Source organism: Pseudomonas sp. WOUb67 (assembly GCF_050058005.1).
Classification (GTDB): Bacteria; Pseudomonadota; Gammaproteobacteria; order Pseudomonadales; family Pseudomonadaceae; genus Aquipseudomonas; species Aquipseudomonas putida_R.
Map to the genome: position 1 here is coordinate 2,161,092 of NZ_CP170112.1, position 23,925 is coordinate 2,185,016.

A 23,925-nucleotide genomic window follows, 5' to 3' on the forward strand; every position below is an offset into this window, starting at 1 on the left:
TGGGGCCGCTTTGCGGCCCATTCGCAGCACAAGGCTGCTCCTACAGGGGAATGCGATCTCCTGTAGGAGCAGCCTTGTGCTGCGAATGGAGCGCAAAGCGCTCCCGAAAAACTCAGCGGCCCATCATTTCCCGAACCATACGCTGCTGCTCCAGGATCTCGCGCTGGCGCTGGTCGATCTGCGACGCCAGCGGGAAGTTCCCGCCCGCCCGGCGCTTGGCGTAGTCCAGCTGCTGGATCGCCTGGTCAAAATCCCCTACCAAGGTGAAGAACTCGGCCCGCGCGCGGTGCAAGCCGATGGTATTGCCCGACAAGCCCCGCACTTCAGCCATGTCGTACCACACGTCCGGGTCATCCGGCCGGCTCTTGATCAGCTCGTTCAGAACCTTCTCAGCCTCGGCAGGCTTGTTCTGCTTCACCAGCAAGTCGGCACGCACCTGTTTCAGCGGGTAGTTGCCCGGGTACAGCCCCTGCATCCGCTCGGCCCGCTGCTGCGCGTCGGCCAGGCGGTTGTTGGTGATGTCCAGGTCGATCTGCGCCAGGTTGTAGGTGATGTCGTTGGGGGCCTTGGCCAGCAACGGCTTCAGGTTTTCGCGGGCTTCGTTCAGCTGGCCGCCCTTGATCTGCGCCAGGGCCAGGCCATAGCGTGCAGCGTCAAGTTTCGGGTCTTCGTCGAGCTGGGTGCGGAAGCGCTTGGCTGCCAGGCCGGGGGTTTCTTCATAGGTAAGGGCCACGCGCGCGCGAATCAGCTGGTAGCGCTGGCTGTCCTCGACACCGCCCTTGGGCGCCTGTTCGGCACGGTTGCGGGTGTCGGCGATACGCGATTCGGTCACCGGGTGCGTCAGCAGGAATTCCGGCGGCTTGGCGCCGTAGCGGTACTGCTGCGCCAGGCGTTCGAACATGGTGGGCATGTTGCGCGGGTCGTAACCGGCCTTTTCCAGGTTCTGGATACCGATGCGGTCGGCTTCCTGTTCGTTCTGCCGCGAGAAGCGCCGTTGTTCCTGGATGGCCGCGGCCTGGGTGCCGGCAATCATGCCGATACCCGCATCGCCAGCGCCACCGGCGGCCAGCACGATACCCGCAAGCAAAGCCGCCATCATCGGCAGCTGCATGCGTTGCTGGGCTTCGACGCCGCGGGCGAAGTGGCGTTGCGACAAGTGCGCCAGTTCGTGCGCCAGTACCGAGGCGTACTCGCCTTCGGTGCGGGCATTGAGGAACAGGCCGCCGTTGACCCCGACAATGCCGCCGGGGGCCGCGAAGGCGTTGAGTTCACGGCTGTCGATCAGGATGAACTCCAGGCGCCGGTCCTGCAGCTGGCTGGTTTCGGCCAGGCGGTACACGGTCGTCTCGACGTAGTCCTTGAGCTGCGGGTCGTTCAACTGGTTGACCTGGCCGCGCAGCAGGCTCAGCCAGGCACGGCCCAGTTGGTGCTCCTGTTGCGGCGATACGATCGCGGAACTGGCGTCACCCAGTGAAGGCAGGTCGTCAGCATGGCCGGGAAGGGCCATCAGGCAGGCCAGCGTCAGCAGGGTAGGGCGCAGTAGATTCATGCATGAAGCTCGCGTCGGTCAAAGATACCTACTGTAGCGGGCTCACACGTTGGCGACCAGTGGCGCTATCCTAGCCGACCCTGTGAAGCAGCAACCCGGCAATGCCTTTGGAGAGCCCCGCGATGAGTGACACCCTGACCTGCGACGCCGAACTGGACGCCAGCGGGCTGAATTGCCCTTTGCCGCTGCTCAAGGCCAAGATGGAGCTCAACCGCCTGGCCAGTGGCGCGGTGCTGAAGGTGATCGCCACCGACGCAGGTTCCCAGCGCGACTTCCGCACTTTCGCCAAGCTGGCCGGTCATACCCTGCTGCAGGAAACGGCTGAGGCCGGTACCTATACCTACTGGCTGCGCAAGGCCTGAGTCTTTTCCAAGGATCGTCAATGTTCAAAGTGCTTCGCGACTGGATGCAGCGCTACTTCTCCGATGAGGAGGCGGTGGTGCTGGCGGTCCTGTTGTTCCTGGCGTTTACCGCCGTGCTCACCCTGGGCGGCATGCTCGCGCCGGTGCTGGCGGGCATGGTGCTGGCGTTCCTGATGCAGGGGCTGGTCAATGCCCTGGAGCGGCTGCGGGTGCCGACGCGGATGGCGGTGATGCTGGTCTTTGCCCTGTTCATGGGCGCGCTGGCGGTGTTCATGCTGGTGCTGGTGCCGCTGCTGTGGCACCAGCTCATTACCCTGTTCAACGAGTTGCCGGGCATGCTTGGCAAGTGGCAGTCGTTGCTGTTGCTGCTGCCCGAGCGCTACCCGCACCTGGTGTCGGACGAGCAGGTGCTGCACGCCATCGAGTCGGTGCGCGGGGAAATCGGCAAGTTCGGCCAGTGGGCGTTGACCTTTTCGCTGTCGAGCCTGCCCTTGCTGGTCAACGCCATGATCTACCTGGTGCTGGTGCCGATTCTGGTGTTCTTCTTCCTCAAGGACCGCGAACTGATCGGCCGTTGGGTCAGTGGCTACCTGCCCACCCAGCGCGCCTTGCTTAACCGGGTGGGCAGCGAAATGAACCGGCAGATTGCCAACTACATTCGCGGCAAGGGCATCGAAATCCTGATCTGTGGCATTGCCACCTACATCGCCTTCATCAGCCTGGGGCTCAACTACGCCGCGCTGCTGGCGCTGCTGGTAGGGCTGTCGGTGGTGGTGCCGTATGTGGGCGCGGTGGTGGTGACGGTACCGGTGACGCTGATTGCGCTGTTCCAGTGGGGCTGGGGCGACCAGTTCATCTACCTGATGACGGTGTACGCGATCATCCAGGCGCTGGATGGCAACGTGCTGGTACCGCTGCTGTTCTCCGAGGCCGTGAGCCTGCACCCGGTGGCGATCATCTGCGCGGTATTGCTGTTTGGCGGGTTGTGGGGGTTCTGGGGGATCTTCTTCGCCATCCCGCTGGCGACGCTGATCAAGGCCGTGCTGGATGCCTGGCCGCGGCAAGAGCCGAGTGTTTCGCCGCTGCTATGATGCAACCGGGGCCGCTTTGCGGCCCATTCGCAGCACAAGGCTGCTCCTACAAGGGCATACGCGGTTCCTGTAGGAGCAGCCTTGTGCTGCGAACGGGCTGCAAAGCAGCCCCATTCAATTTCACGCCTTGTTCAAGGCCTGGGCAGCCGCCAATACGGCATCCACATGCCCGGGCACTTTCACCCCACGCCATTCCTGGCGCAGCACACCGTCCTTGTCGATCAGGAAGGTGCTGCGGTCAACGCCCATGTATTCCTTGCCGTACAGCTTCTTCAGCTTGATCACGTCGAACAGCTGGCACAGGGCCTCGTCCTTGTCGCTGATCAGCTCGAACGGGAAGCCTTGCTTGGCCTTGAAGTTCTCGTGCGACTTGATGCCATCGCGCGATACCCCGAACACCACGGTGTTGGCTGCGGCAAAGGCGTCATGCTGGTCGCGGAACCCCTGGCCTTCGGTGGTGCAGCCAGGCGTGCTGTCCTTCGGGTAGAAGTACACCACCACCTGCTGGCCCTTGAGCTCGGCCAGGCTGACGGTCTGCCCGCTGGTGGCCTGGGCCTGGAAGTCGGCAACGGGTTGGTCGAGTGCTACAGCCATGGTCGGTTTCCTTACATTGGGTTCTGTGGACGCCATGGCTCGATCAGCGCATCGAGGTTCAGGGCGTCGGCAAAGTCCAGGAACTGGTCACGCAGCCAGCTGATCTGGGTGCCGGCCGGCAGGATCACGGTGAACTGGGCGTTGAGCATGCTGCTGCCAGTCTGCGGCGCCAGGTAGGTGTCGCAGGTCATGGCTTCCAGCTCGACGCGGTGATCGAGGAAGAACTGGCACAGCTCGTTGATGATGTCCGGGCGGTAGGCGGCGCTGACATAAGCCACGTACGGCAGGGCCTGTGGGCGCACTTCCTGGTCGGCGCTGCGCACCACGTCCAGGGTCAGGCCGTGCTTCTTGCCCAGGCCCGGCAGGGTGGATTCGAGGCGCGCCAGGGCATCCCAGCTGCCGCCCACCTGCAGCACCAGGGCGCTGGTCTCGCCATGGCGGCTCAGGCGCGAGGTGACCACCGCGCAGCGGTTTTCGAAGGCAGCGCGGCTGAGGACGTTGGCCAGTTCCATGGGATTCGGTCCCAGGGCACTGATGACAAGGAATTGTTCGCGGACAGTGGTGGGGGTGGACATGCAGCATTCCTAAAGCGATGAGCGGTCGGTGCAGGACGGTCAAAAGCCTCCTGTCGGCAGGGCCCGGGGCTCGCATGCGAGGTCTTGGACGCTGGCGGGGAGCAAGGTCGACGGCCCGGCGGGCCGCGCTGCACCGATCAAAGGGTCAAGGGTAGCGAAATAAGGCGCCGAGGGGAATGCTCCGCCCGCCTGCTTCGCTTGTGCAAGGTCGATGCCCCCAGTACCATTACCGCTCTCTTTTTCCGGCAGGAGCAGTTACATGATTGCGGGCAGTATGGTGGCATTGGTCACACCCATGGATGCACAAGGGCGTGTTGACTGGGGCAGCCTCGACAAACTTGTAGACTTCCACCTGGAAAACGGCACCCATGCGATCGTCGCTGTCGGCACCACCGGTGAGTCCGCCACGCTGGATGTCGAAGAACACATCCTGGTCATCAAGCACGTTGTCGAGCGCGTCAAGCGCAGCAGCCGCAGCGTACCGGTCATCGCTGGCACCGGTGCCAACTCCACTGCCGAAGCCGTGCACCTGACCCAGAACGCCAAGAGCGCCGGTGCCGACGCCTGCCTGCTGGTCGTGCCGTATTACAACAAGCCGACGCAAGAAGGCCTGTACCAGCACTTCAAGCACATTGCCGAAGCCGTCGACATTCCGCAGATCCTCTACAACGTACCCGGCCGCACCTCCTGCGACATGCAGGCCGAGACCGTGATCCGCCTGTCGACCGTGCCGAACATCATCGGCATCAAGGAAGCCACCGGCGACCTGGTTCGCGCCAAGGCCATCCTCGATGGCGTCAGCAAGGACTTCATCGTCCTGTCTGGCGATGACCCGACTGCCGTCGAGCTGATCCTGATGGGCGGCAAGGGCAACATCTCCGTTACTGCCAACGTCGCCCCGCGCGAAATGGCCGATCTGTGCGAGGCTGCCCTTGAGGGCAATGCCGAGAAGGCCCGCGCGATCAACGAAAAACTCATGCCGCTGCACAAAGACCTGTTCTGCGAAGCCAACCCGATCCCGGTGAAATGGGCGCTCGTCGAAATGGGCCTGATGCAAAAAGGTATTCGCCTGCCACTGACCTGGCTGAGCGAAGGCTGCCACGAAAAAGTCCGTACTGCCTTGCGCCAGTCCGGCGTACTGGTTTAAGAGGAAGTACACCGCATGAAGCGACTGGCTGGTCTTTCCGCCCTTGCCCTGATTATCTCCAGCACCAGTGGGTGTGGCTGGCTATGGGGCGAGGATGGCTATTTCCGCGACCGCGGCAGCGATTACCTGCAGGCGCACCCAACCGCGCCGATGCAACTGCCGCCGGACGCTAGCAACGTCAAACGCCTTGACCCGCTGCTGCCGATCCCGCGTAACGTCGCTGACGACAACGTCGCTGGCGAGTTCGAAGTGCCGCGCCCGCAGCCGTTGACCGGTGGCGCCGCCCAGGTCACCGACTACAGCCTGCAGCGCAGCGGCAGCAGCCGTTGGGTACTGGCCCAGCATTCGCCTGCCGAGGTGTGGCCAGTGGCCCGCCAGTTCTTCGAGGACAACGGCTTCCGTATTGCTGAAGAGCGCCCGCAGACCGGTGAATTCAACACTACCTGGCAGCGTTTCGACGAACTGTCGGCATCGCTTGGCCAGCGCCTGGCCAGCACCGCCAGCAGCGGTGACAGCGAAGTGCGTGTCCGTGTGCGCATGGAGCCCGGCGTGCAGCGCAACACCTCCGAAGTGTACGTGGTCAGCGTCGAGCGCCCGGCCGGCAGCACTGCCGAGCCAGGGTTCCCCTCCACGTCCAGCAACACTGGCGCCGATGCCCTGCTGGTCGACGAAATGCTTGCCAGCATGAACCGCAGCGCCGAGAAGGGCGGTTCGGTGTCGCTGTTGGCCGCGCGCGATTTCGACGCGCCAAGCCGCGTCAGCCTCAGCGAGGACGGCAGCGGTAACCCGGTGCTGTACCTGGGCTCCGACCTGGACCGCGCCTGGTCTGGCGTGGGTCGTGCCCTGGAGCAGGGTGGCGAGTGGCGTGTCGAAGACATCAACCGCAGCCTGGGCCTGTACTACATCAACCTGTCCGAAAAACCTGACGACAAGCAGAACCAGCCTGGCTTCTTCGGTCGCATGTTCGGCAGCGAGCCGACCAAGGAAGAGCGTGAAGCCCGTGCCGAGCGCTATCAGGTTCGCCTGAGCAAGGTGGGTGAGAGCGTGCAGGTCACGGTCGAGAAAAACATCAACACCGTGGCTCCGGCCGATGTCGCCCGCCGCGTGCTGAGCGCCATTCAGGACCACCTGGGCTAAGTGCGCTTCGCGGTACTCGGAAGCGGCAGCCAAGGGAACGGCACGCTGATCGCCAGTGGTGACACGTTCATCCTGGTTGATTGCGGCTTTTCCCTGCGTGAAACCGAGCGGCGCCTGGCGCTGCTCGGCGTCTCGGCGGCCCAGCTCAGCGCGGTAGTGGTCACCCACGAACATGCCGACCACGTGCATGGGGTCGGCTTGCTGTCACGGCGCTACAATGTACCGGTCTACCTCAGCCAAGGCACTTTGCGCGGCATGCGCAAGCCGGTGGAGGTGGCCGGTTTTCTCGCGTGTGGCCAAAGCCTGCGCATCGGCAGCCTGGAAGTGATCGCCGCGCGGGTCGAGCATGACGCCTACGAGCCGCTTCAATACGTGATCAGCGACGGCCAGCGGCGCTTCGGCATGCTGACCGACCTGGGCTCGTACGACGCACTGTTGCTGGAACGTTACCAGGGCCTGGATGCACTGCTGATCGAGGCCAACCACTGCCGCGACCTGCTGGCACGCGGTCACTACCCGGTCTTCCTGAAGCAGCGGGTGGGTGGCATGCAAGGGCATTTGAACAATCACCAGGCCGCGCGCCTGGTGCACGAGTTGGGCTGGAGCAACCTGCAACACCTGGTGCTGGCCCACCTCAGCAGCAAGAACAACCTGCCACACTTGGCCCGCCAGTGCTTCGTCGACACCCTAGGGTGCGACCCGGACTGGCTCCAGGTGGCGAATCAGGAACACGGGCTCGACTGGCGCGAAATCGCCTAGCCCAACACCTCAAGCAAGCGGAGCCCAATCATGGAAAAACGCGACGAACTCTACCGCGGCAAGGCCAAATCGGTTTACAAGACCGACGACGCCGACCGCTTGATCCTGCTGTTCCGTAACGACACTTCGGCGTTCGACGGCAAGCGCATCGAACAGCTCGACCGCAAAGGCACGGTGAACAACAAGTTCAACGCCTTCATCATGCAGAAACTGGAAGAAGCCGGCGTGCCGACCCAGTTCGACAAGCTGCTGGGCGACAACGAGTGCCTGGTGAAGAAGCTGGACATGATCCCGGTCGAGTGCGTAGTGCGTAACTACGCTGCCGGCAGCCTGGTCAAGCGCCTGGGCGTGGAGGAGGGCATCAAGCTGGAGCCGTCCACCTTCGAGCTGTTCCTGAAGAACGACGAGAAGGGCGACCCCTTCATCAACGAATCCCACGTTGTCGCGTTCGGCTGGGGCACCGCCGAGCAGCTGGTCGAAATGAAAAAGCTGTCGCTGAAGGTCAACGAAGTGCTGACCAAGCTGTTCGATGACGCCGGCCTGCTGCTGGTCGACTTCAAGCTGGAGTTCGGTGTATTCCACGGCCAGATCGTGCTGGGCGACGAGTTCAGCCCGGACGGCTGCCGCCTGTGGGACAAAGAAACCCGCAAGAAGATGGACAAGGACCGCTTCCGTCAGGGCCTGGGCGACGTGATCGAAGCCTACGAAGAAGTTGCCAAGCGCCTGGGCGTGCCGCTGTAAGCGGCACGTTCACGCAAGCGCCTGATACCACGCGATTTTTTTTAAAAAAAGGTTTGCGTTTTAAAAGAACGCTGGTATGATGCGCGGCATTGGAGAGATGCCGGAGTGGTCGAACGGGACGGATTCGAAATCCGTTGTACTGGCAACAGTACCTAGGGTTCAAATCCCTATCTCTCCGCCATACGCGAAGTAGCCGAAGCCCCCGAAAACGTTGATGTTTTCGGGGGCTTCGTCGTTTCAGGGTCATAGGTTAGGGCAAATTTAGGGCAGATTCGCGACCCATTAGGCCGCGTTAGGTCGGGTCAGTCCGCTGCAAAGCCCATCATCTTGGAGACGATATCCGCCATGCTTTTGGTGTCCTTCGAGATCCAGCGGCCGTAGTGCTTGCGCACCATGGTCGTGTCGCTGTGGCCGAGTTGGCGAGCCACCCACTCAATCGGGACGTAGCTCGACAGCGCTTGGCTCGCGAACGTGTGGCGTGCCTGGTTAGCGCCTCGATGGCGAATGCCTGCTTTCTCAAGGTGGGCAGTGAACCAGTTGCTGACGGTCTTGCCGTTCCACAGCAGCCCGCTCGTTGAGCTGCGGAACAGGAAGCGGACACGCTCATGCTTCTTCGTGATGTTGTCTCGTTGCACAACGCTGATATGCGTGGGCTCGGCATTCTTGGCTTCGGCCACGATCATGGCCAGCAGCTCCAAGGCCGGCGCGATCAGCTCCACCGTACGAATGCGCGTGCGCTCCTTCGGTACCTTGAATTCGCCTGCGACCAGGGCCCGCCGAATTGTCAGAGTTCCCGCCACCAGGTCGACGTCCTCGACACTGGCCGCAATCAACTCGGACAGAGACAGCCCGGCCCAACAGTTGAAGACGATCATCCGGCTGTCTGCCATACGCCCAGGGTCTGCGGTGGCTATCCGCTCGATTTCGCTCCGGGTGAATGGGTCGGCGAATTCGCTGTCGCTGTCGGATTGGATGTTCTCGATTCGCTCCAAGGGGTTGAGTTTGATGATCTCGTCGCTGAACGCGTCCCCCCACACCCCCCGTATAATTGTGAAGACGTCATTTACAGTTTTCGGTTTGAGACCATTGGTGAGTAGTTCGGCTTGAAATAATTCGAGCTCGCTCTTTGGGATGCTTGCAATTGTTCTGCCGGTAAACTTTTTCCTAACGTGCTCGGACTTGCTCTTATAGTTGATAAAGGTGCTGTGGGCCTTTTTGACCTTGGCAACTTCAAGCCACTGGGCTATCCCTTCGTCTACAGTCCTTTTGGCTGGCTCATTGGGAAGTTCTTGTCGAGCTTTGAGCCAGACCGAATCGGGGAAGTGTGCCGCATAGTCGAAACGGTTCTCCTTGATCTCTGCAAGTATCGTTCTGCGTTTGTTGTCTGCATATGCGATGGCGGCCTTGTTGATCTTGGCGACGTTTCGCAGTGGCTCCCGGCGGCGCTCGCCTTCATACATGAAGGCGATCCGCAGAAGGTTGCCATTGATATCGACGCCCGTCGGTAAGGCGCCGATACCTGCTGGGAGTTTCGAACTCATGGACGGCCGGCCATCCAGTTTTCGATTTCAACACGGTTGTAGACAATAACGTTGGCGGGATCAGTACGCCATTGTTTCTCCTCCAGCCAGATGCCCCGGTCGCGATACTTGCGAACGGCTTCGGTGCTGAGTCCGAAAATCGGGAAGAGAAGTTCCTTTCGTATCCAAGTAGACGGTGTTATTAGAAGTTGCACCGTTTCGCTTTGGTTCGTCGCTTCATGGATTGGCTTAATCTGTGGCTTGGCCATAAATGTATTCTCCAACTTACCGAATAGGGCGCAGGCGCTTGACCTGCTGGAGTTTCTTTGCGGCCACATTGGCCATGTAGGATTCCCATTCCACGCTTTTCTGCTGTTGCCGGAGTTGGCTGCAGCGGGCATGGTTTCGGGTTGAGCGTGCTTTGCCGCAGATATCGCACATCGCCGGAAGGTCGAGGCTATGGGAGGCAATACGCGGCCGCGTTCTGCTCGTATCAGTCATGGTGCTGCTCCAGCTCGGCCAGCTTGGCCTTCAATTGCTGGATGGCCTGGATTGACTCACCAGATCCGCCTTGTTGCTGTTGGGGCGCTATGCCCAAGGCTTCGGCGATGGCACAAAGGTCTAGCGCCATGGCGATCTGGACGCGGTTCAGGTGCTCAGTGTGCGCTTGCATGACGTTGTGCAGCTTTCGATGACGGTCGAGCTTGTCCTTTAGATGGCCAACTACACAATCGAAGTCTGATGCGATGACAACGGTCCAGGGAGCATCGACACTGCTGATGGCTTTAACTCCGCCTTCGACAGCTTCTATGCGAGTAGTAAGGTACCGATTCACTGGCGTTGGCGGATTAACGAGGTCGGGCTTGCAGCCCTCCGCTTTGTCGAGGTCGCGTCCGGCTGCCCCGTCGGCGCAGTGCTGATGGGAGGCCGGGGTGATGATCTCGGGCTTGCAGCCCTCGGCATTCTTCTGGCGTTGGCTTTGGCACTCGCGTTCCTCACCATCCACCGCGCCTGCTTTGTACCCAGCCAGGAATACCAGGTAATCGTCGTGCGTACGGTTGTCAGCGAAGCCGGTGCTGTCCTTCACCAGCTCGCGCTCGTCCAGGCCGAGTGGGTTGAGGCTGACGAACAGGTCTCGTGGATCGATGTTCATGCTCGGCACTCCTGAGTGGTGGTGAAGCCAGCTGCTTGGCGAATCTTCGAGCAGCGCTGATGGTTGCCCTTGGTGCGAGGAAGGCTGCAAACGTCACAAATCACCGACATAGCGGGGCGGCTGAGGGGCTGAACGCCTTTCATGTCACGGATGCTCGGCGAGTAGAGAGGTGTTGTGCTCACAGCAGATACCTCTCAAGGGCTCGGCGTGCGTTCGGGCTTAGGACCAGATGCTCAAAGTTCGCGGTGCTGGTAACGGTCGGTAACGCGCCAGTCACAGGGCGGTAGGCTGTGCTGCGCCGGTGCAGTCCGATCAGGGCGGCGATCAGAGCCACGGCGAGCGCGAAGCTGATGAACTGCCAGGTGCGTGTTGATTTATCCATGCTGGCGGCCCTCGTTGAGCTGGCTGAGAACCTGTTTACTGGCCAGCTCAAACAGTTCGTCGGCCGATACCGGTGCGATGGACTGCTCGAAGTTGCGCACGGCGTCAAACCGAGTGCGGTACAGCCCGGCCTGGCCGAGCCAAGCTGCGGCGTGATGCTCGGCGTTTGACACCGGGCAGCCGTGAGCTTCTGGGACAGAGCCATCATGGGTGCGCCTGCACTTCCGGCAGTGATACAAGCCGCCGTCGTCGGCCTCGCTCATGTACCAATCATGATGGTGCGTGCTCATGCGGCCTCCCGCTGGTACAGATCGATCAGATCTTTGGCGTTTGCGGCGATCAGGTCTTCTGCCTCGTCGGGGCATACGCTGTTGCCGATCAGTCGGATCTGGTTGGTGTTGCTGATGGCGCGCCACTCCAGTTCGCCGGTGCGCTGGTTCTCGAATAGGCCGCGATCGAGGATGTAGTCAGGGCTGAAGCCCTGGGCGAGCTTCAACTCTGGCGCCTTCAGCATGCGCAGGGTGAAATCGACCAGCGCGTAGTCGCCCAGCAGCACCAGGTCGGCCGGCTCAGGGAAGTGCTCGGGCAGATAGGTGTGCAGGAAGCGGGCGCACTGGCGCGCTTTCTTCATCAGTTCCGGTGGCAGGACAGCGGCAGGCACTTGGACGATGCTGACCAGGGCCATGCGTTCCTTTGTGGGGAGCGTGTGCATCGGTTCGCGCATGCCTTGCCACTGGCCGCCGGTGCCGTAGTACTTCACCAGGTAGGCGCTGGCCAGCCTCTGGTTGGTGCCGCGTCCGAGGATAGTGCTCAGGGGAGAGCATGCCGCTCGACCATCGCCGGTGTAGAACCCGCCGTTTGCCTGTTCAAAGTGGCACGCTGCGATCGCATGATGCCCGCTCCCTGTGGTCAGCGCATTGACCGGTTTGGTCATGCTCGTGCCAGTGCTACCTTTGCGCAGGGTAACCATCGTAGCGGTGGCCATGGCCTGCTCGCCTCGGTTGGCTCCCGTTATGGTGCGTGTTGATTCGGTCAGGGGATATCCCGATCGGTCGCCGTGGTGCGTCAGGTGTGTGAGGTGAGCAGCTGCCAGCGCGAAGTGGCCGCCTTTCACTTGCGCTACTTGGGTCCGCAGAGGCTCGACCGCACTGAACGTCCTTTGGGTGCTTGCGTTGGCAAACTCGGTAAGGCTTGCGGCGGCCAGCTGTTGTTCGTTCATTGGAATCACGAAAGGCTGCTCGGCCATAACGGTATGCCGCCAAAAGCCCTTAGCCACGCGGCGGCAGGTGTTGTCCACCAATGGACGCTTGCGGCCAAACAAGCTCTTACCAAGGTCGTTGAAGTCGATACATTCGGCGGCTGTGCGCCACGGCAGTTGGCCTGCCTTCGGCTTTTCATGCCGCTTGGGCTTCGTCCAGACGATAGGGCGGCCATCGGTGCGGCCGATTAGGAATAGGCGCTTGCGGATGGTCGGCGATCCGGCGTTGGATGCCCGGCGCTCACGCCACTGAACGTCGCAGCCAAGCCCGCGGATCAACGCATCCATCGGTACCCATTGACCGATGCACGCCATGATCTCGTCCATGTCGGGGTGATCCGCCGGCAAGCCGGTGGTGAGGCAGGAAACGAACGCGCGGAAGGTGCGGCCGGTGTGCTCTTTGATCGGCTTGCCCTGGTCGTCCAGTGGTCCCCACGCCTGAAACTCCTCCACGTTCTCCATCAGGAACAAGCGCGGGCGAGTAGCAAATACCCAGCGAACAACTACCCACGGAAGCGAGCGCACGCTTTTGCTGCGCGGTGCTCCGCCTTTTGCCTTGGAGAAATGGCGACAATCCGGCGAGGCCCACAAAATGCCCACGGGTTGGCCGCCTGTGGCTTCCAGTGGGTCAACTTCGTAGATGTCGCTGATGTAGTGCTTGGTGTTGCGGTGATTCGCGCGGTGTACAGCGATAGCGACGGGATTGTGGTTGATAGCTACATCGGGATCGCGATAGGCCCGGGCGCCTCCGCTACTAGCTCCGCCGGCCCCGGCAAACAGGTCCACGTACAGCTCACGCGAAAAGGGTAGGGGCTGCTGCTGCGCTCCTGCAATGACGATCTGTTGGGCAGCTGTCATACGACTGTCCCCTGTTGGCGTGCGATCTGCATCGCTTGGTCGAAGGTCATTGCGCGGGCCTTGAAATGCCAGATCGGGTCGCACTCACTGCTCAAGACCAGCGTGTTGAGCAGCGGGGCGGGCTTACCTGGTGTCCAGTTATCTAGGACGTCGCGCAGGCCGAGTGCCTTAGCGATGGCTTGGGCATTGGTGGTCTTGCCACAGCCAGAGGGGCCGTGAACCAAGCAGCTGCGGGGGGCTTTGGTTGTCATGCTGCAGCCCCCGCTGCTGGGGTGGTGTCCGCAATCTCGCGCAGTTGGGCATGGATGCGCTGGGCCAGCTCATCAACTGCTGCAGCCTGTGTGGCGGCGCGATCTGATTCAGGTTGGGATTTGAGGGCTTGGAAAGTGCGCTGAGCAAGCCGCATCGTGGAAGAGGCGCTGCGCAGGTTTTCGTAGTCCGACCTGGTCACCGGCATCCCGGTGAAGGACAGGATCTGTGCTTCGAGCTCGTTGCTGCGGGATTGGAGGGCCGCAATGCGGTCTTGGCCCGTTTCCAGTTGCAGCGTGCATGTCTGCTTGGTGCGCTGAAGCTCAGTGCGCAAATCGTCTTGGGCCTGCTGGGCATCCTTGAGCTTCAGGTGGAGAGCTTGATCATTGCAGGCTTTGCCGGCCTCAAAGCCAAGGGCATAGGCGCGTTGGCGTGCTTTTGCGATCAAGAAAGGAAGAATGATGAGGGTGACAATCCAGCCGATACCGGCGGCGAGTGCATACTGGTGTGGTTGCATGTGCTGTGCTCCGAAAAAGCCCGCCACCTTGAGTGTGAGAGTCGGTGGCGGGCCGAATGCCCCTGATGGCCGGGGCCGCCTGGGTCACGCGGATTTCGTTTCGATTTCTGCCTGCCGGTCGAGGTAGGCCGCTAGGTTGTGCAGATAAACCACGTACTGCGCCTTTGCGGAGCTTTCAATTTTGCTCAGCTGAAGATTGATCCGACCTTTGTTAACCAGCTCCTTGAATCGCCGGTCTGATCCGATGTGAGGGAAATAGTGTTCTCTCACTGCGGTCAGTGTCGGGCAGGGGGTGGTCCATTGCCTGCGCAGTTGCTCCAGCGTGCTCATGCGCAGTTCCCTAGGCCGTCAGGGCCGGGCTTTAGCTTTGCGCGCACAGCGGCGGCGAGTTGCACCTTGTCGGCCCCTGTAACCGCGACACAAACATCGCCTTTCTCGTTGGTCACCACGGCGCCAAGGGGTAACTGGCGGCTGACTGTGGCGATGACGTAGGCGATCTGGCCAGTCTGCAGCACCTTTTCTACGCTGGCCTGCGCCTCCATGAGTGCGAGCGCTTCCTCCGATTGTGCGGCGGAGTCGGCTCGGCCATTAGCCAGGTCCTGGAGAAAGTCCCGCAGCGATTGGCACTTTGTCGAAAGTGCGCGTGGAAGGGTCAAGCTGCTGCAGAGTGGCCCAAGGGTCACTTTGATGCGATGGTGCGTTGCGTCGTTCTCGATCTCGACCTGTGCGTCGACCGACGCTTCAGGGCGCTGCAGTTTGCAAATCGCAGTACCGCCTTTGTCTAAGGTGCTGTGCAAAAGCATGATTTGGTGAAGGGATATCTGGAACTCACTCATCCTTCACCTCCTACGCAAGGTACGGCGCAGACTTTGCCACCCATGGTGACGATTAGTTTCAAGCCGGTGCTGCGTTGGAATGCCTGAATTTTGGCGAGGCTGCTGCAAGCAGCTGGGTGTATGAGGACCGGTACCGATCCGTTGTGCTGTGTTGGTTTCATTCTTCCGTGTCCTTGGTGTGAGAGAGGGCCACGGATTGAAATTAGCAAAAGCTAATTGAATGATCAATAGCAAATGCTAAATAGATAAGGCGAGGTTGCCCCTCGGCAGACGGCCGATAGGATCAAACCTGTGGGAAGGGGGTTAGAGCTTCGTTGCCTTCCAGGCCAACAAGACGCGCGCCTGGATGTGCATGCGCTCAATCATTGATTCATCAATCGTGATCGGCGGATAGATCGGGTTATCGGAGATCATGCGCAACATGCCGCCAGTCAGGCGTTGCAGACGCTTGATGTATAGGTCGCCGTCGAGAGTGAAGACATATATTGCGTCTGTTCTCACTTCAGAAATACCGCGATCAACCAGCAGGGCATCGCCGTCCGCGAACGTACCTGACATGCTGTCTCCGTCGCCTGCGATGATGGCCAGGTTGTCGACGTTCGAGAAGCTGAGGCCCTGCATCCTGAGCCAATCTAGGTGAACGGTCATGTCGCGGATGACTTCAATGTGCATTTCTGGGGCTGCCTTGCCATTCCCCATCGACGCCGCAATGTCGAGATGCGGGATCAGTACGAAGTTCTTGTCCTTTGCCACCCGAGAAGGTAGGCGAACCACGTTCGTTGGGGGTGCGTTGGAGGGTTCTTCCACTGGAGGAGATGTGAGCGTCCCTGCTGTAAGCCCAATCTTGAGCTCAAGGTTGTGCGCAGCCTTCTCCCCCAGCTTGCGGTGGCCGTTGAGCAGTTGCGACAGATACGACGCGTCTAGGTCGTGAGCTTCAGCGAATTCCTTCTGGCTCAAGTTGCCCATGATCGTGCGGAGGGAGGCGATTCGCCTTTCGTTTATGTCCATGTGGCGATGATTGCTTTCCGTTAGCAAACAGTAAATTACCGGTTGCTATTGCGTCATGAATTAGCAATTGCTAATCTCCTCGCCAATGGAGGTGTCTATGACGCTGAGCGAGTACTTGAAGACGATGGAAAAGGATGAGCTGGAAGCACTTGCGCGACGTTGCGGGACATCTGTAGGCCAATTGAAGCAAGTGGCCTACGGAAACCGCCGCGCTAGTGCGGGGTTGGCTGTCAGCCTGGATCGTGAAACGGCAGGCAAGATTCGATGTGAATCGCTTCGACCGGACATCGACTGGGCCTATTTACGGCAAGGATACAAGTAAGAACGCTGAGCCAGGACTCTCACCTCCTGACCCAGCTATGACAGTGAAAAACACCATCACTCCCGTCATCCGGCTGCCTCTCACCACAAGAATGGCCGGATGACTGCAACCGCATGTCGTGCCCCACAGCACGCAAAGCACAACATACCGGTCGTGGTCGTAGGATAGGGCTTGCCCCTTTCCATGGCTACACCGTAAACCGAGGATTTACGGTTATGAGTCGTATTGATCTACTGCCCGGCGCTGGCCCGGTCCTTACCTTGCGGCAGGCGCTCTATCGCGCAGGTCGTGACTATCACGGCGGAATGACCAGGCTGGCCTTCGACATGGGGCTGGATGTGGACACGCTTCAAAAGAAGCTCAACCACAACGAAGAGCGCCGCTGGCCCACTCCCGACGAGCTTGAAGAGATCGTTCAGTTGACCGCCAGTCCGCGTCTGCTTGATGCCCTGGTGCGTCCGGCCGGTGCTGTCTGGTACCGCCCTGAGCCAGTGCCTGCGACCAACGAGGCGCTGCAGGCAGTCGCCAAGCTCCTTGAGGAGTCCAGCGAGTTTGTAGGGAGCCTGCATGATGGGGCCGCAGACAACGTATGGACGCCCGTAGAAGTGGTCGATCTGGAGCAGCGTGGCATGGATGTTATCCGCCAGGTGCTGGCTATCATGGCAGGTGCTCGCCAAGCCATGGAGGAAAGTACCCATGGCTGATGTGATCGATGTAGCCAATGACCAGGCCGATTACCACCTACAGGTGGCCCTCCAGCGTCGTCTTCGCGCCGTGACAAAGCCCAGTTCGGAGTTCTGCGAGGATTGTGGCGAGCCGATCCCGACGAAGCGGCAGCAGCTGGTGGCGGGTTGCGAAACCTGCACCAGTTGTCAGGAGCTACGGGAGCGCCGCAGATGAGCGGGCGCCCAACTCCTTCCACAGCTGATTGGGCGCGGCGTTACATTCAAACCTTCAATCTCGCCCTGGTTCCTATGGAGCCAGGCACGAAGGGGCCGACGCAAGAAGGCTGGAACAAGCCCGGCGGCTATTTCACTGATGTCGCTAGCGCCGAGCAGTTCTGGACCGCAAATCCGAGTCACAACCTGGGCGTTGTACTCGGTCCGAGCCGTGTCTGCTCACTTGATGTTGACGACGTTGAGTCCACGCGACTGGTGCTGCAGCAGACGCATGGCATCGATGTTGATGCGCTCGCGGAGTCATACCCTACCTCTGTGGGCAATCCCGCGCGATTCCGCATCATGTTCCGCGTTCCTGATGGCGTAGAGCTGAAGAAGCATGCGCTGGTTTGGCCGAACAAGAATGACCCCGACGGCATTATTCACAAGGGGCTGATGGCTCAGGTAAGGGCTGCAGTCGATGAAAAAGATGAAGCCAGGGAGGCGGCACTCCGCATGGCTGCTGAGCCATTCAAAAAGCTCACCGTGTTCGAGCTTCGCGCTGGTTTAGTACAGGACGTATTGCCTCCGTCGATCCACCCGGGGACTGGCAAGCCATACACCTGGCGGAAGGCGCCGGACGCTAACGGTTTACCAGATCTGCCTGAAGACCTGCTGGCAATCTGGCAGGGTTGGGAAGAGTTCAAGCCGAATGGCGAGGCGTTGTGCCCTTGGAGGTCGCATCCGGCTGTTCCTCTGAGCAGGCCTGCTGTCGCTCCCCGCCCGGCAGCAGCTCGTTCTGGAGAGCCGCTGCCCGAGGTCATTCCTGAGTTCAACCGCATCCACGACATCGCCACGATGATCGAGGCGCATGGTTACAAGCGGGTGGGCAGCAAGTGGTTGTGCCCGCAAAGCAGTTCCGGCCTGCCAGGAGTGACGATCACTGACGACAAGAAATTGTACTCGCACCACACCTCTGACCCGCTTGCAAACGGACACAAGAACGATGCGTTCGATGTGTTCTGCATCCTGATGCACAACGGTGACCAGCGGGCAGCAACCCGGGCTGCTGCGCAGATCCTGGGCATTGACGCCAAGTCACGCCCACCGACTCCGCCGCCGTTGGGCGAACCTCCCCGAGCCCCATCCATGGTCGAGCAGGCCGAGCAGGGCGAGGCGGGTGCTGCCCCCGATGAGCCTGCCGATGCTGAGGACCTGCAAGGCGATTCCAGCACGGCCGCCGCCTCGGCCGACGGGGGGCAGGGGGGAGAGGGTCTGGTCCTCAAGAGCGCCAAGCGCCGGTTCGCCCTGGTCGAGGGCACCACGAACGTGTGGGACATGGACAAGGGACAGTCGATGAAGCGGACCGGCTTCGAAGCCCTAGTAGGCAAACCACTTGCCAAGCAGTGGATGGAGAGCACCGACAAGAAGCTGGTCTCGTCCGAGCAGGTCAAGGAGCTCGAGCAGGCCCGCAAAATGTCGAGCAAGAAGGGCGGGGCGCTGAACCTCGACCCGCTCGACCGCTATGTGTACATCGACGGTACCAAAGAAGCCTGGGACCGGGAGAAGAAGCGGCGTCTGCCCGAGGGCAGCGTGAAGATGGCCTTGGGCGATGCTTACCAGCTTTGGCTGAACAGCCCGAGTCGCCGGGTGGTCGACGTCGACCACATCGTGTTCGACCCGACGATGACAAAGGACCCAGCGACTTACATCAACACTTTTGAGGGCCTGCCGCTTGGCCCGGTGCGGGATGACGCTGCCTGCGAGAACCTGCGGTGGCTGATCTCGTTCCTGTGCAACCACGACGCGGTTGCCCTGGACTGGCTGGTCAAGTGGCTGGCCTACCCGCTGCAGCACATGGGCGCCAAGATGGATACAGCAGTGTTGTTCCACTCCACGATGGAAGGCTCCGGCAAGAGCTTGCTGTTCGCGGACATCATGGGCGAGCTGTACGGCCGGTACGGTGCAACGGTTGGTCAGACCCAGCTCGAAGGCAACTTCAACGCCTGGCAGAGCGGCAAGCTGTGGGCGGTGTTCGAAGAGGTTGTCAGCCGCGACCAGCGCTACAACCAGGTGGGCAAGATCAAGCACATGATCACCGGCAAGACGGTGCGCATGGAGTCGAAGTTCATCAACGGCTGGGAAGAGGCCAACCACATGAATTCGGTGTTCCTGAGCAACGAGATCATGCCCTGGCCGATCAGCGAGAGCGACCGGCGAATGTTGGTGATGTGGCCGCTGGAGACGTTGCCGCCCGAACGGCAGAAGGCAATCGCCCGTGAGCTGGCCAACGGTGGCGTTGCGGCGCTGTATGGCTGGCTGTTGGACATCGAGCTGGGTGAGTTCAACCAGCGCACACGACCGCCGGAGACCGAGGCCCGCCAGCGTCTGGTGGAGCTGAGCCGCACGGCGTGGCAGACCTTCTTCTACCTCTGGCGTGCCGGCGAACTGGGGCATGGCCTATGGGGCTGCTGCCTGACCTCGGACGTCTACGCGATGTTTTTGGAATGGTGTTCCCACAACAAGGAGAACTCCATGAGCCACACCAAGTTCTCGTTGATGTTCAGTGCGAAGGTGGAGAAGACAAGGGCCATCCCCTGGTCAGACGGCAACAACCGACGGTTCGCGGCGTTCTTCTTCCCCAGTGACGGCGATCCTTCCCTGCCCCCATCCGCAGTGGCGGCCGAGCTGGGCAAGAACGTCGTCGAATGGCGTGCCCGGGCAAAGCTGGCTGGGTGGAACGTGGACGGCTGGGACCACATCAAGAGGCTGGCAGCATGATTCCATCGGCAAGTGTGTTGGGTGTGTTGGGTTTGTGTTGGGTTGGTTTAGATAAGCCAACACAGGTCAGAGCCCCGAATTCCGTGGCGTGGATGGCATGTGTGTTGGGTGTGTTGGGTTTGCGCACGCGCGCGCGCAGGCGCGCTTTTTTTAACAGTGATTCCGAAGGTGAGAAAAATCCCTATGCGAGCCTCGATAAACCCAACACACCCAACACACTCAACTCATATGCGGTTAATCCATTGAATTCATTGGCTTTCGAGTGTGTTGGGTTTGTGTTGGGTTGGCTAAATGTGTGTTGGGTGCAGACTTCGGAGGAGCGGCGATGACGATGGACTTGGAAAGACGCCTTCAACGCCAGGTGCAAGTGGCCCAGCATGTGAAGGAAATGGCGGGGTTGATTGATCAATCCGAGCGCCTGCGTCTTGTCGGCGGACTGATGCAGCACTGGGGTGAGCAGCGCAGGCAATTGGGATTGGAAGCCAGCCTCGGTAGTCAGATGGGAACGATCATGGAGTGGAAGGGGGCGGCGCCCCGCACCGGTTCTGCTGGAGCGCGGATTCTGATGTCGGGCGCAGGCTTGGATCACGCCGCCGCGGAAGTCGATGCAGCGGTTGCTGAGTTGGCTCGCGGGGACAAGCGGGCGGCAACGCTGGCCAAGTTGGCCGAGCTTCGTTACGTTCATCAGGTCACTATCAGGGAACAGATGCGTGAGGTCGGGCTTGCCGAAGAGGCCGACCGGACTTACCGGAATTGGGTCAAGTCTCTGCACCTGCGGGTGTTTGCTCAGCTGGCCGCACGCTCTGGACGCGTTAGGCAGCAGACCGTTCGTCGTGTTGCTTTGCAGCTTGTGTGCAACATTGATGCTACATAGCGACCACATTGTGACGAACCGAAAATCACCCCTTTTCGGTTTTTCCGGTGGCATGTAAAAAGTCCCCACGATATCAAAAGTGCGCTTAGGCGCTTCCCCCACAAGCACTGTGCTGTGCAACCCGCTCCGACCTGTCGGGGCATCGAGAACCCTGCCAACCGGCGGGGTTCTCTTTTTCCGGCGCAGGGCTTTGCCAATGAGGCTTACATGAACAGCGAGCAACAAACGTTAGCCGAACTGCCGATCTGGATGGTGATCGTGCTGTCCCTGGTCGGCGGTGTTTCGGGAGAGATGTGGCGTGCCGACATGGCGGGTGCTCGCGGCTGGGGGCTGATTCGCCGGTTGGCGTTGCGCTCTGGAGCCTGCGTGACCTGCGGTCTTTCGACCAACATGTTGCTGTACGCCCTCGGCGTATCGGTTTGGGCGGCGGCAGCGGTTGGTTGCTTGGCTGCGATGGCTGGCGCCGATGTCGCTATCAACCTCTACATGCGCTGGGCCGCCAAGCGGCTGGGGCTGGAGCAGGCGCCGCGCCAGGCCGGCGAGCCGGGGCAGTGACCCGGCCGGCAGCCCCGGAGGGGCGGGGGACCCTGGCGGTATGGCCGGGGTACGGGGCAGGAAACCCGCGCTTCTTCGTTAGCGGGTGGTTCACCAGCTTAGTGAACTACGGTGAACTGGTTAACCCCTTGAGTTCATTGGGTGAACTGGAAATTTCAGCATGCAGCATCTGACCAAATCGGAGTTCGCCGCCCGACGTGGGTGGTCGAAATCCTATGTTTCCAAACTGGCCAGCCAAGAGCGCTTGGTGCTCTCCGCCGACGGCAAGGTAGACGTCGAAGCCACCGAGGCACTGCTGGCAGAGTCCGCCGACCCAAGCAAGGCTGCCGTCGCTGCCCGGCATGAAGAAAACCGGGTCGAGCGTGATGTGCGCAGCCAACTTCAACCAGGTGGCGATACACCTGCGGTGCAGCCACTGGTTCAGCAGCCAGGCAAGGGGCTGGACTTCCAGAAGGCGAGGGCGCACCGCGAGTTCTACCTTGCCCAGCTCGCCGAGGCTGAGTTCAACAAGGTCCAGGGCAACTTGGTCGAGCGCAAGTCTGTAGAGGATGCCGCCTTCGCTGCTGGGCGTACGCTTCGGGACCTGGTGTTCGGCCTTGCTCCGCAGCTCGCTGCTGAACTGGCGGGTATGAGCGATTCTTGGGAAATCGAAAAACGCCTCACGGGCGCGTTCCGCCAAGTCTTCGAAGACGCGGCGAAGATGAGCGGCGCCGACCTTAAACAAGCCATAACACAGAGCTGAGCCTATGCCCCCCGGATACGCGGACGGTGCGAAGGTGTACCGCGAAGCGTATGGCCGTGGGCTGAAGCCTGACCCTCAATTGTGGGTGGACGAATGGTCTGACGAGTACATGCGGATACCGCGTGATACCGGCGCAGCCGAGCCCGGCAAATATCGCACAGCACGGACGCCTTATGCCCGTGAACCTATGCGCTGCCTCTCACCGGCGCACCCCTGCAAGCGCGTCATTACCATGGTCGCTTCGCAGCTGATGAAAACGCAGATCGCCCTCAACTGGATTGGGGCGCTGATCCATATGGCGCCGTCCAACATCCTCACGTTGCTGCCTAGCCTGGCCCTGGCCAAGCGGGTGTCGGCGCGGATCGGGAAGACCATCGCCGCGACCCCAGAGTTGAAAGAGCGTGTGGCAGCCTCCCGATCACGGGATGCCCGCAACACCATGGATACCAAAGAATTCGAGGGCGGAACGCTGTATGCGACCACTGCTGGCTCGGCCTCCAACCTCGCAGAGCTGGCTGCTCGATACATCTACGGCGATGAGATTGACCGCTGGGACGTGGATGTCGATGAAGAGGGTGACCCTGTCGATCTTGCGGAGACGAGGGGCAGTACCTTTGGGCGCAATGCCAAGTTTTACTTTTCCAGCTCGCCGACCATCAAAGGTGCTTCGCGCATCGCCGATCTGTTCGAAACGAGCGACCAGCGATATTACTACGTGCCCTGTCCAACATGCGGTCACATGCAGGTGCTGGAGTGGGAGCATCTGCTGTACTCGGCTGATTTCCAGACCGTCCACTACAAGTGCTCTTCGCCCGATTGCGATGTGCTGATCGAAGAGCATCACAAGGGTGAGATGCTCGCCCAGGGTGAATGGCGTTCGCACGCCAAGGGCGATGGGGAAACGGTTGGTTTCCACCTCAACGCTTTGTATGCCCCGCTTGGTTGGACGTCATGGGCTGATCTGGCCAAGCAATTCGAGAAGGCCAAACGTGCTCAGGATCGAGGCGACCTTGAGCCCATGCAGGTGTTTTACAACACCCGCTTGGCCAAAGTCTGGGACAGCGCGGTCGAGCAGACCAAGGCGGAGGTTCTACAGGCGAGAGCGCTGCAAGAAGACTATGTGCTTGGCACCCTTACCGTTGGCGTGTTGGTTCTGACCTGCTCTGTTGACGTCCAGGCCAATCGCTTGGAGGTGATGGTTATCGGCTGGGGCGTCGGGATGGAGCGCTGGATTGTTGACTTCCGGGTGATACCTGGTGACCCAGCAGACCAACGGACATGGGATCTGCTCGATGAGCTGCTGAAGGCTCGATACCGCCATCCTTGTGGTGTTGCCCTGGGCATTCTGGCCACGGGCATTGACTCCGGTGGTCATCACACTCATGAGGTGTATCAGTTCTGCCGTGTGCGCCGCTGGCGCAACGTCTTCGCCCTCAAAGGGGCGAGCAAACCGGGCAAGCCGGTAATCGCCCAGCGGCCCTCGCTGGTGGATGTCAGCTGGAGGGGCCAGACCGAACGCAACGGCGCCGAGCTGTGGATGATTGGTACCGACACCGCCAAGGACTGGATCTACAACCGCTACGGCTTCGAGTCGGGTCCCGGCGCGGTGCACTTCGCAAAGGACCTTCCCGACGAGTTCTTCCAGCAGTGTGTGGCGGAACGAAAGATCGCTCGCTATGTGAAAGGGTACAAGCGAATCGAGTGGGTCAAGGGCAAGGCCGACCGCAACGAAGCGCTGGACCTCCAGGTGTACAACTTGGCCATGGCCTATTACCTCGGGCTGCATCGCTATGGCGAGCAGGACTGGGACAAGCTGCGCCAGGCGCTGGCCCAGGCAAGTCTGTTTGATGAGCCGTCACCTGCGAAGCCACCGGTCATTGAGTACCAACACGATGACGACGATGAGTGGGACGACGCTCCGGTTTCAGCGACACCGCAAGCTCGGCCCGCTCCACGCTCCACTCCACCGCCGCCTCGCCCGGCACCTCAACCAATGCAACGCCGCAGCTCCAGCAGCGGCTATCTGAAGAGACGCTGA

Annotated in this window: 29 protein-coding genes and 1 tRNA gene; 15 read left to right on the forward strand and 15 right to left on the reverse strand. The window is 60.9% G+C overall.

Annotation, left to right across the window (positions count from 1 at the left end):
- Positions 1 to 112 precede the first annotated feature (112 nt).
- Positions 113 to 1,549 carry a M48 family metalloprotease gene (locus ABOC32_RS09725; protein ID WP_086976785.1) on the reverse strand — a complete coding sequence of 479 codons (1,437 nt, stop codon included), beginning with the start codon at positions 1,547 to 1,549 and terminating at the stop codon, positions 113 to 115.
- A gap of 122 nt (positions 1,550 to 1,671) precedes the next feature.
- On the opposite strand from ABOC32_RS09725, the gene ABOC32_RS09730 reads away from it, so the two are divergent.
- Together ABOC32_RS09730 and ABOC32_RS09735 are read left to right on the forward strand one after the other, a co-directional pair.
- Positions 1,672 to 1,911 carry a sulfurtransferase TusA family protein gene (locus ABOC32_RS09730; RefSeq protein WP_016498337.1) on the forward strand — a complete coding sequence of 80 codons (240 nt, stop codon included), beginning with the start codon at positions 1,672 to 1,674 and terminating at the stop codon, positions 1,909 to 1,911.
- A 20-nt stretch (positions 1,912 to 1,931) separates the two neighbouring features.
- Positions 1,932 to 3,002 (forward strand): AI-2E family transporter, encoded by a 1,071-nt coding sequence (locus ABOC32_RS09735; protein ID WP_426810873.1) that lies wholly within the window; start codon positions 1,932 to 1,934, stop codon positions 3,000 to 3,002.
- Between the two features lie 120 nt (positions 3,003 to 3,122).
- Here ABOC32_RS09735 and ABOC32_RS09740 read toward each other — a convergent pair whose 3' ends face one another.
- Both ABOC32_RS09740 and ABOC32_RS09745 read right to left on the reverse strand, forming a co-directional pair.
- Positions 3,123 to 3,596, reverse strand: a complete 474-nt coding sequence (locus ABOC32_RS09740; protein WP_003254742.1) for a peroxiredoxin — start codon at positions 3,594 to 3,596, stop codon at positions 3,123 to 3,125.
- An 11-nt stretch (positions 3,597 to 3,607) separates the two neighbouring features.
- Complete coding sequence (locus ABOC32_RS09745; RefSeq protein WP_016488638.1) at positions 3,608 to 4,171, reverse strand: glycine cleavage system protein R; 564 nt, start codon at positions 4,169 to 4,171, stop codon at positions 3,608 to 3,610.
- A 259-nt stretch (positions 4,172 to 4,430) separates the two neighbouring features.
- Here ABOC32_RS09745 and dapA point away from each other — a divergent pair, with 259 nt between their 5' ends.
- The 5 genes from dapA (at position 4,431) to ABOC32_RS09770 (ending at position 8,136) form a co-directional block, all read left to right on the forward strand.
- A complete protein-coding gene (dapA, locus tag ABOC32_RS09750; protein ID WP_086976782.1) occupies positions 4,431 to 5,318 on the forward strand; it encodes a 4-hydroxy-tetrahydrodipicolinate synthase in 888 nt (295 codons plus the stop codon).
- A 15-nt stretch (positions 5,319 to 5,333) separates the two neighbouring features.
- On the forward strand, positions 5,334 to 6,455 hold the full coding sequence (bamC, locus tag ABOC32_RS09755; RefSeq protein WP_016498341.1) for an outer membrane protein assembly factor BamC: 1,122 nt from the start codon (positions 5,334 to 5,336) through the stop codon (positions 6,453 to 6,455).
- Complete coding sequence (locus ABOC32_RS09760; protein WP_426810874.1) at positions 6,456 to 7,214, forward strand: MBL fold metallo-hydrolase; 759 nt, start codon at positions 6,456 to 6,458, stop codon at positions 7,212 to 7,214.
- A 30-nt stretch (positions 7,215 to 7,244) separates the two neighbouring features.
- Entirely contained in the window at positions 7,245 to 7,955 is a 711-nt protein-coding gene (gene purC / locus ABOC32_RS09765) for a phosphoribosylaminoimidazolesuccinocarboxamide synthase (protein WP_016498342.1), read from the forward strand.
- A 91-nt stretch (positions 7,956 to 8,046) separates the two neighbouring features.
- Positions 8,047 to 8,136, forward strand: a tRNA-Ser gene (locus tag ABOC32_RS09770).
- A gap of 121 nt (positions 8,137 to 8,257) precedes the next feature.
- Here ABOC32_RS09770 and ABOC32_RS09775 read toward each other — a convergent pair.
- The 12 genes from ABOC32_RS09775 to ABOC32_RS09830 form a co-directional block, all read right to left on the reverse strand.
- The gene (locus ABOC32_RS09775) at positions 8,258 to 9,496 is read right to left on the reverse strand and encodes an Arm DNA-binding domain-containing protein (protein ID WP_426810875.1); all 1,239 of its coding nucleotides are present in this window, start codon (positions 9,494 to 9,496) and stop codon (positions 8,258 to 8,260) included.
- Positions 9,493 to 9,744 (reverse strand): hypothetical protein, encoded by a 252-nt coding sequence (locus ABOC32_RS09780; protein ID WP_426810876.1) that lies wholly within the window; start codon positions 9,742 to 9,744, stop codon positions 9,493 to 9,495. The genes ABOC32_RS09775 and ABOC32_RS09780 overlap by 4 nt, the downstream gene beginning before the upstream one ends.
- Before the next feature lie 16 nt (positions 9,745 to 9,760).
- Positions 9,761 to 9,976, reverse strand: coding sequence for a hypothetical protein (locus ABOC32_RS09785; protein ID WP_132476060.1), 216 nt, complete (start codon positions 9,974 to 9,976; stop codon positions 9,761 to 9,763).
- Entirely contained in the window at positions 9,969 to 10,628 is a 660-nt protein-coding gene (locus tag ABOC32_RS09790; protein WP_426810877.1) for a hypothetical protein, read from the reverse strand. The genes ABOC32_RS09785 and ABOC32_RS09790 overlap by 8 nt, the downstream gene beginning before the upstream one ends.
- 178 nt (positions 10,629 to 10,806) lie before the next feature.
- Positions 10,807 to 11,010 carry a hypothetical protein gene (locus ABOC32_RS09795; protein ID WP_132476066.1) on the reverse strand — a complete coding sequence of 68 codons (204 nt, stop codon included), beginning with the start codon at positions 11,008 to 11,010 and terminating at the stop codon, positions 10,807 to 10,809.
- On the reverse strand, positions 11,003 to 11,299 hold the full coding sequence (locus ABOC32_RS09800) for a hypothetical protein (RefSeq protein WP_426810878.1): 297 nt from the start codon (positions 11,297 to 11,299) through the stop codon (positions 11,003 to 11,005). The genes ABOC32_RS09795 and ABOC32_RS09800 overlap by 8 nt, the downstream gene beginning before the upstream one ends.
- Complete coding sequence (locus ABOC32_RS09805) at positions 11,296 to 13,125, reverse strand: DNA cytosine methyltransferase (protein ID WP_132476068.1); 1,830 nt, start codon at positions 13,123 to 13,125, stop codon at positions 11,296 to 11,298. The genes ABOC32_RS09800 and ABOC32_RS09805 overlap by 4 nt, the downstream gene beginning before the upstream one ends.
- On the reverse strand, positions 13,122 to 13,376 hold the full coding sequence (locus ABOC32_RS09810; RefSeq protein WP_197864569.1) for an AAA family ATPase: 255 nt from the start codon (positions 13,374 to 13,376) through the stop codon (positions 13,122 to 13,124). The genes ABOC32_RS09805 and ABOC32_RS09810 overlap by 4 nt, the downstream gene beginning before the upstream one ends.
- Positions 13,373 to 13,891 (reverse strand): hypothetical protein, encoded by a 519-nt coding sequence (locus ABOC32_RS09815; protein ID WP_426810879.1) that lies wholly within the window; start codon positions 13,889 to 13,891, stop codon positions 13,373 to 13,375. The genes ABOC32_RS09810 and ABOC32_RS09815 overlap by 4 nt, the downstream gene beginning before the upstream one ends.
- A gap of 84 nt (positions 13,892 to 13,975) precedes the next feature.
- Positions 13,976 to 14,221, reverse strand: coding sequence for a pyocin activator PrtN family protein (locus tag ABOC32_RS09820; protein WP_223623155.1), 246 nt, complete (start codon positions 14,219 to 14,221; stop codon positions 13,976 to 13,978).
- The gene (locus ABOC32_RS09825; protein WP_426810880.1) at positions 14,218 to 14,727 is read right to left on the reverse strand and encodes a hypothetical protein; all 510 of its coding nucleotides are present in this window, start codon (positions 14,725 to 14,727) and stop codon (positions 14,218 to 14,220) included. Before ABOC32_RS09825 ends, ABOC32_RS09820 begins: the two co-directional genes overlap by 4 nt.
- Positions 14,728 to 15,030: 303 nt before the next feature.
- Positions 15,031 to 15,735, reverse strand: a complete 705-nt coding sequence (locus ABOC32_RS09830; protein WP_426810881.1) for a S24 family peptidase — start codon at positions 15,733 to 15,735, stop codon at positions 15,031 to 15,033.
- Positions 15,736 to 15,832: 97 nt separating this feature from the next.
- Between ABOC32_RS09830 and ABOC32_RS09835 the strand changes: the two genes are divergently transcribed.
- The 8 genes from ABOC32_RS09835 (at position 15,833) to ABOC32_RS09870 (ending at position 23,925) form a co-directional block, all read left to right on the forward strand.
- On the forward strand, positions 15,833 to 16,057 hold the full coding sequence (locus tag ABOC32_RS09835; protein ID WP_426810882.1) for a transcriptional regulator: 225 nt from the start codon (positions 15,833 to 15,835) through the stop codon (positions 16,055 to 16,057).
- Positions 16,058 to 16,272: 215 nt separating this feature from the next.
- Positions 16,273 to 16,761 (forward strand): phage regulatory CII family protein, encoded by a 489-nt coding sequence (locus ABOC32_RS09840; RefSeq protein WP_125854744.1) that lies wholly within the window; start codon positions 16,273 to 16,275, stop codon positions 16,759 to 16,761.
- The gene (locus ABOC32_RS09845; protein WP_426810883.1) at positions 16,754 to 16,957 is read left to right on the forward strand and encodes a TraR/DksA C4-type zinc finger protein; all 204 of its coding nucleotides are present in this window, start codon (positions 16,754 to 16,756) and stop codon (positions 16,955 to 16,957) included. Before ABOC32_RS09840 ends, ABOC32_RS09845 begins: the two co-directional genes overlap by 8 nt.
- On the forward strand, positions 16,954 to 19,716 hold the full coding sequence (locus ABOC32_RS09850; RefSeq protein WP_426810884.1) for a bifunctional DNA primase/polymerase: 2,763 nt from the start codon (positions 16,954 to 16,956) through the stop codon (positions 19,714 to 19,716). The genes ABOC32_RS09845 and ABOC32_RS09850 overlap by 4 nt, the downstream gene beginning before the upstream one ends.
- A 325-nt stretch (positions 19,717 to 20,041) precedes the next feature.
- A complete protein-coding gene (locus ABOC32_RS09855; RefSeq protein WP_426810885.1) occupies positions 20,042 to 20,590 on the forward strand; it encodes a hypothetical protein in 549 nt (182 codons plus the stop codon).
- A gap of 207 nt (positions 20,591 to 20,797) precedes the next feature.
- Complete coding sequence (locus tag ABOC32_RS09860) at positions 20,798 to 21,145, forward strand: phage holin family protein (RefSeq protein WP_426810886.1); 348 nt, start codon at positions 20,798 to 20,800, stop codon at positions 21,143 to 21,145.
- Between the two features lie 160 nt (positions 21,146 to 21,305).
- A complete protein-coding gene (locus ABOC32_RS09865) occupies positions 21,306 to 21,887 on the forward strand; it encodes a terminase small subunit (protein ID WP_426810887.1) in 582 nt (193 codons plus the stop codon).
- Positions 21,888 to 21,891: 4 nt separating this feature from the next.
- Complete coding sequence (locus ABOC32_RS09870; protein WP_426810888.1) at positions 21,892 to 23,925, forward strand: phage terminase large subunit family protein; 2,034 nt, start codon at positions 21,892 to 21,894, stop codon at positions 23,923 to 23,925.

What these genes read in the sequence shown, in the direction of transcription:
- ABOC32_RS09725 (WP_086976785.1), bottom strand. Translation starts at nt 1,549, where the DNA reads ATGAATCTACTGCGCCCTACCCTGCTGACGCTGGCCTGCCTGATGGCC.
- ABOC32_RS09730 (WP_016498337.1), top strand. Translation starts at nt 1,672, where the DNA reads ATGAGTGACACCCTGACCTGCGACGCCGAACTGGACGCCAGCGGGCTG.
- ABOC32_RS09735 (WP_426810873.1), top strand. Translation starts at nt 1,932, where the DNA reads ATGTTCAAAGTGCTTCGCGACTGGATGCAGCGCTACTTCTCCGATGAG.
- ABOC32_RS09740 (WP_003254742.1), bottom strand. Translation starts at nt 3,596, where the DNA reads ATGGCTGTAGCACTCGACCAACCCGTTGCCGACTTCCAGGCCCAGGCC.
- ABOC32_RS09745 (WP_016488638.1), bottom strand. Translation starts at nt 4,171, where the DNA reads ATGTCCACCCCCACCACTGTCCGCGAACAATTCCTTGTCATCAGTGCC.
- dapA (WP_086976782.1), top strand. Translation starts at nt 4,431, where the DNA reads ATGATTGCGGGCAGTATGGTGGCATTGGTCACACCCATGGATGCACAA.
- bamC (WP_016498341.1), top strand. Translation starts at nt 5,334, where the DNA reads ATGAAGCGACTGGCTGGTCTTTCCGCCCTTGCCCTGATTATCTCCAGC.
- purC (WP_016498342.1), top strand. Translation starts at nt 7,245, where the DNA reads ATGGAAAAACGCGACGAACTCTACCGCGGCAAGGCCAAATCGGTTTAC.
- ABOC32_RS09775 (WP_426810875.1), bottom strand. Translation starts at nt 9,496, where the DNA reads ATGAGTTCGAAACTCCCAGCAGGTATCGGCGCCTTACCGACGGGCGTC.
- ABOC32_RS09780 (WP_426810876.1), bottom strand. Translation starts at nt 9,744, where the DNA reads ATGGCCAAGCCACAGATTAAGCCAATCCATGAAGCGACGAACCAAAGC.
- ABOC32_RS09785 (WP_132476060.1), bottom strand. Translation starts at nt 9,976, where the DNA reads ATGACTGATACGAGCAGAACGCGGCCGCGTATTGCCTCCCATAGCCTC.
- ABOC32_RS09790 (WP_426810877.1), bottom strand. Translation starts at nt 10,628, where the DNA reads ATGAACATCGATCCACGAGACCTGTTCGTCAGCCTCAACCCACTCGGC.
- ABOC32_RS09795 (WP_132476066.1), bottom strand. Translation starts at nt 11,010, where the DNA reads ATGGATAAATCAACACGCACCTGGCAGTTCATCAGCTTCGCGCTCGCC.
- ABOC32_RS09800 (WP_426810878.1), bottom strand. Translation starts at nt 11,299, where the DNA reads ATGAGCACGCACCATCATGATTGGTACATGAGCGAGGCCGACGACGGC.
- ABOC32_RS09805 (WP_132476068.1), bottom strand. Translation starts at nt 13,125, where the DNA reads ATGACAGCTGCCCAACAGATCGTCATTGCAGGAGCGCAGCAGCAGCCC.
- ABOC32_RS09810 (WP_197864569.1), bottom strand. Translation starts at nt 13,376, where the DNA reads ATGACAACCAAAGCCCCCCGCAGCTGCTTGGTTCACGGCCCCTCTGGC.
- ABOC32_RS09815 (WP_426810879.1), bottom strand. Translation starts at nt 13,891, where the DNA reads ATGCAACCACACCAGTATGCACTCGCCGCCGGTATCGGCTGGATTGTC.
- ABOC32_RS09820 (WP_223623155.1), bottom strand. Translation starts at nt 14,221, where the DNA reads ATGAGCACGCTGGAGCAACTGCGCAGGCAATGGACCACCCCCTGCCCG.
- ABOC32_RS09825 (WP_426810880.1), bottom strand. Translation starts at nt 14,727, where the DNA reads ATGAGTGAGTTCCAGATATCCCTTCACCAAATCATGCTTTTGCACAGC.
- ABOC32_RS09830 (WP_426810881.1), bottom strand. Translation starts at nt 15,735, where the DNA reads ATGGACATAAACGAAAGGCGAATCGCCTCCCTCCGCACGATCATGGGC.
- ABOC32_RS09835 (WP_426810882.1), top strand. Translation starts at nt 15,833, where the DNA reads ATGACGCTGAGCGAGTACTTGAAGACGATGGAAAAGGATGAGCTGGAA.
- ABOC32_RS09840 (WP_125854744.1), top strand. Translation starts at nt 16,273, where the DNA reads ATGAGTCGTATTGATCTACTGCCCGGCGCTGGCCCGGTCCTTACCTTG.
- ABOC32_RS09845 (WP_426810883.1), top strand. Translation starts at nt 16,754, where the DNA reads ATGGCTGATGTGATCGATGTAGCCAATGACCAGGCCGATTACCACCTA.
- ABOC32_RS09850 (WP_426810884.1), top strand. Translation starts at nt 16,954, where the DNA reads ATGAGCGGGCGCCCAACTCCTTCCACAGCTGATTGGGCGCGGCGTTAC.
- ABOC32_RS09855 (WP_426810885.1), top strand. Translation starts at nt 20,042, where the DNA reads ATGACGATGGACTTGGAAAGACGCCTTCAACGCCAGGTGCAAGTGGCC.
- ABOC32_RS09860 (WP_426810886.1), top strand. Translation starts at nt 20,798, where the DNA reads ATGAACAGCGAGCAACAAACGTTAGCCGAACTGCCGATCTGGATGGTG.
- ABOC32_RS09865 (WP_426810887.1), top strand. Translation starts at nt 21,306, where the DNA reads ATGCAGCATCTGACCAAATCGGAGTTCGCCGCCCGACGTGGGTGGTCG.
- ABOC32_RS09870 (WP_426810888.1), top strand. Translation starts at nt 21,892, where the DNA reads ATGCCCCCCGGATACGCGGACGGTGCGAAGGTGTACCGCGAAGCGTAT.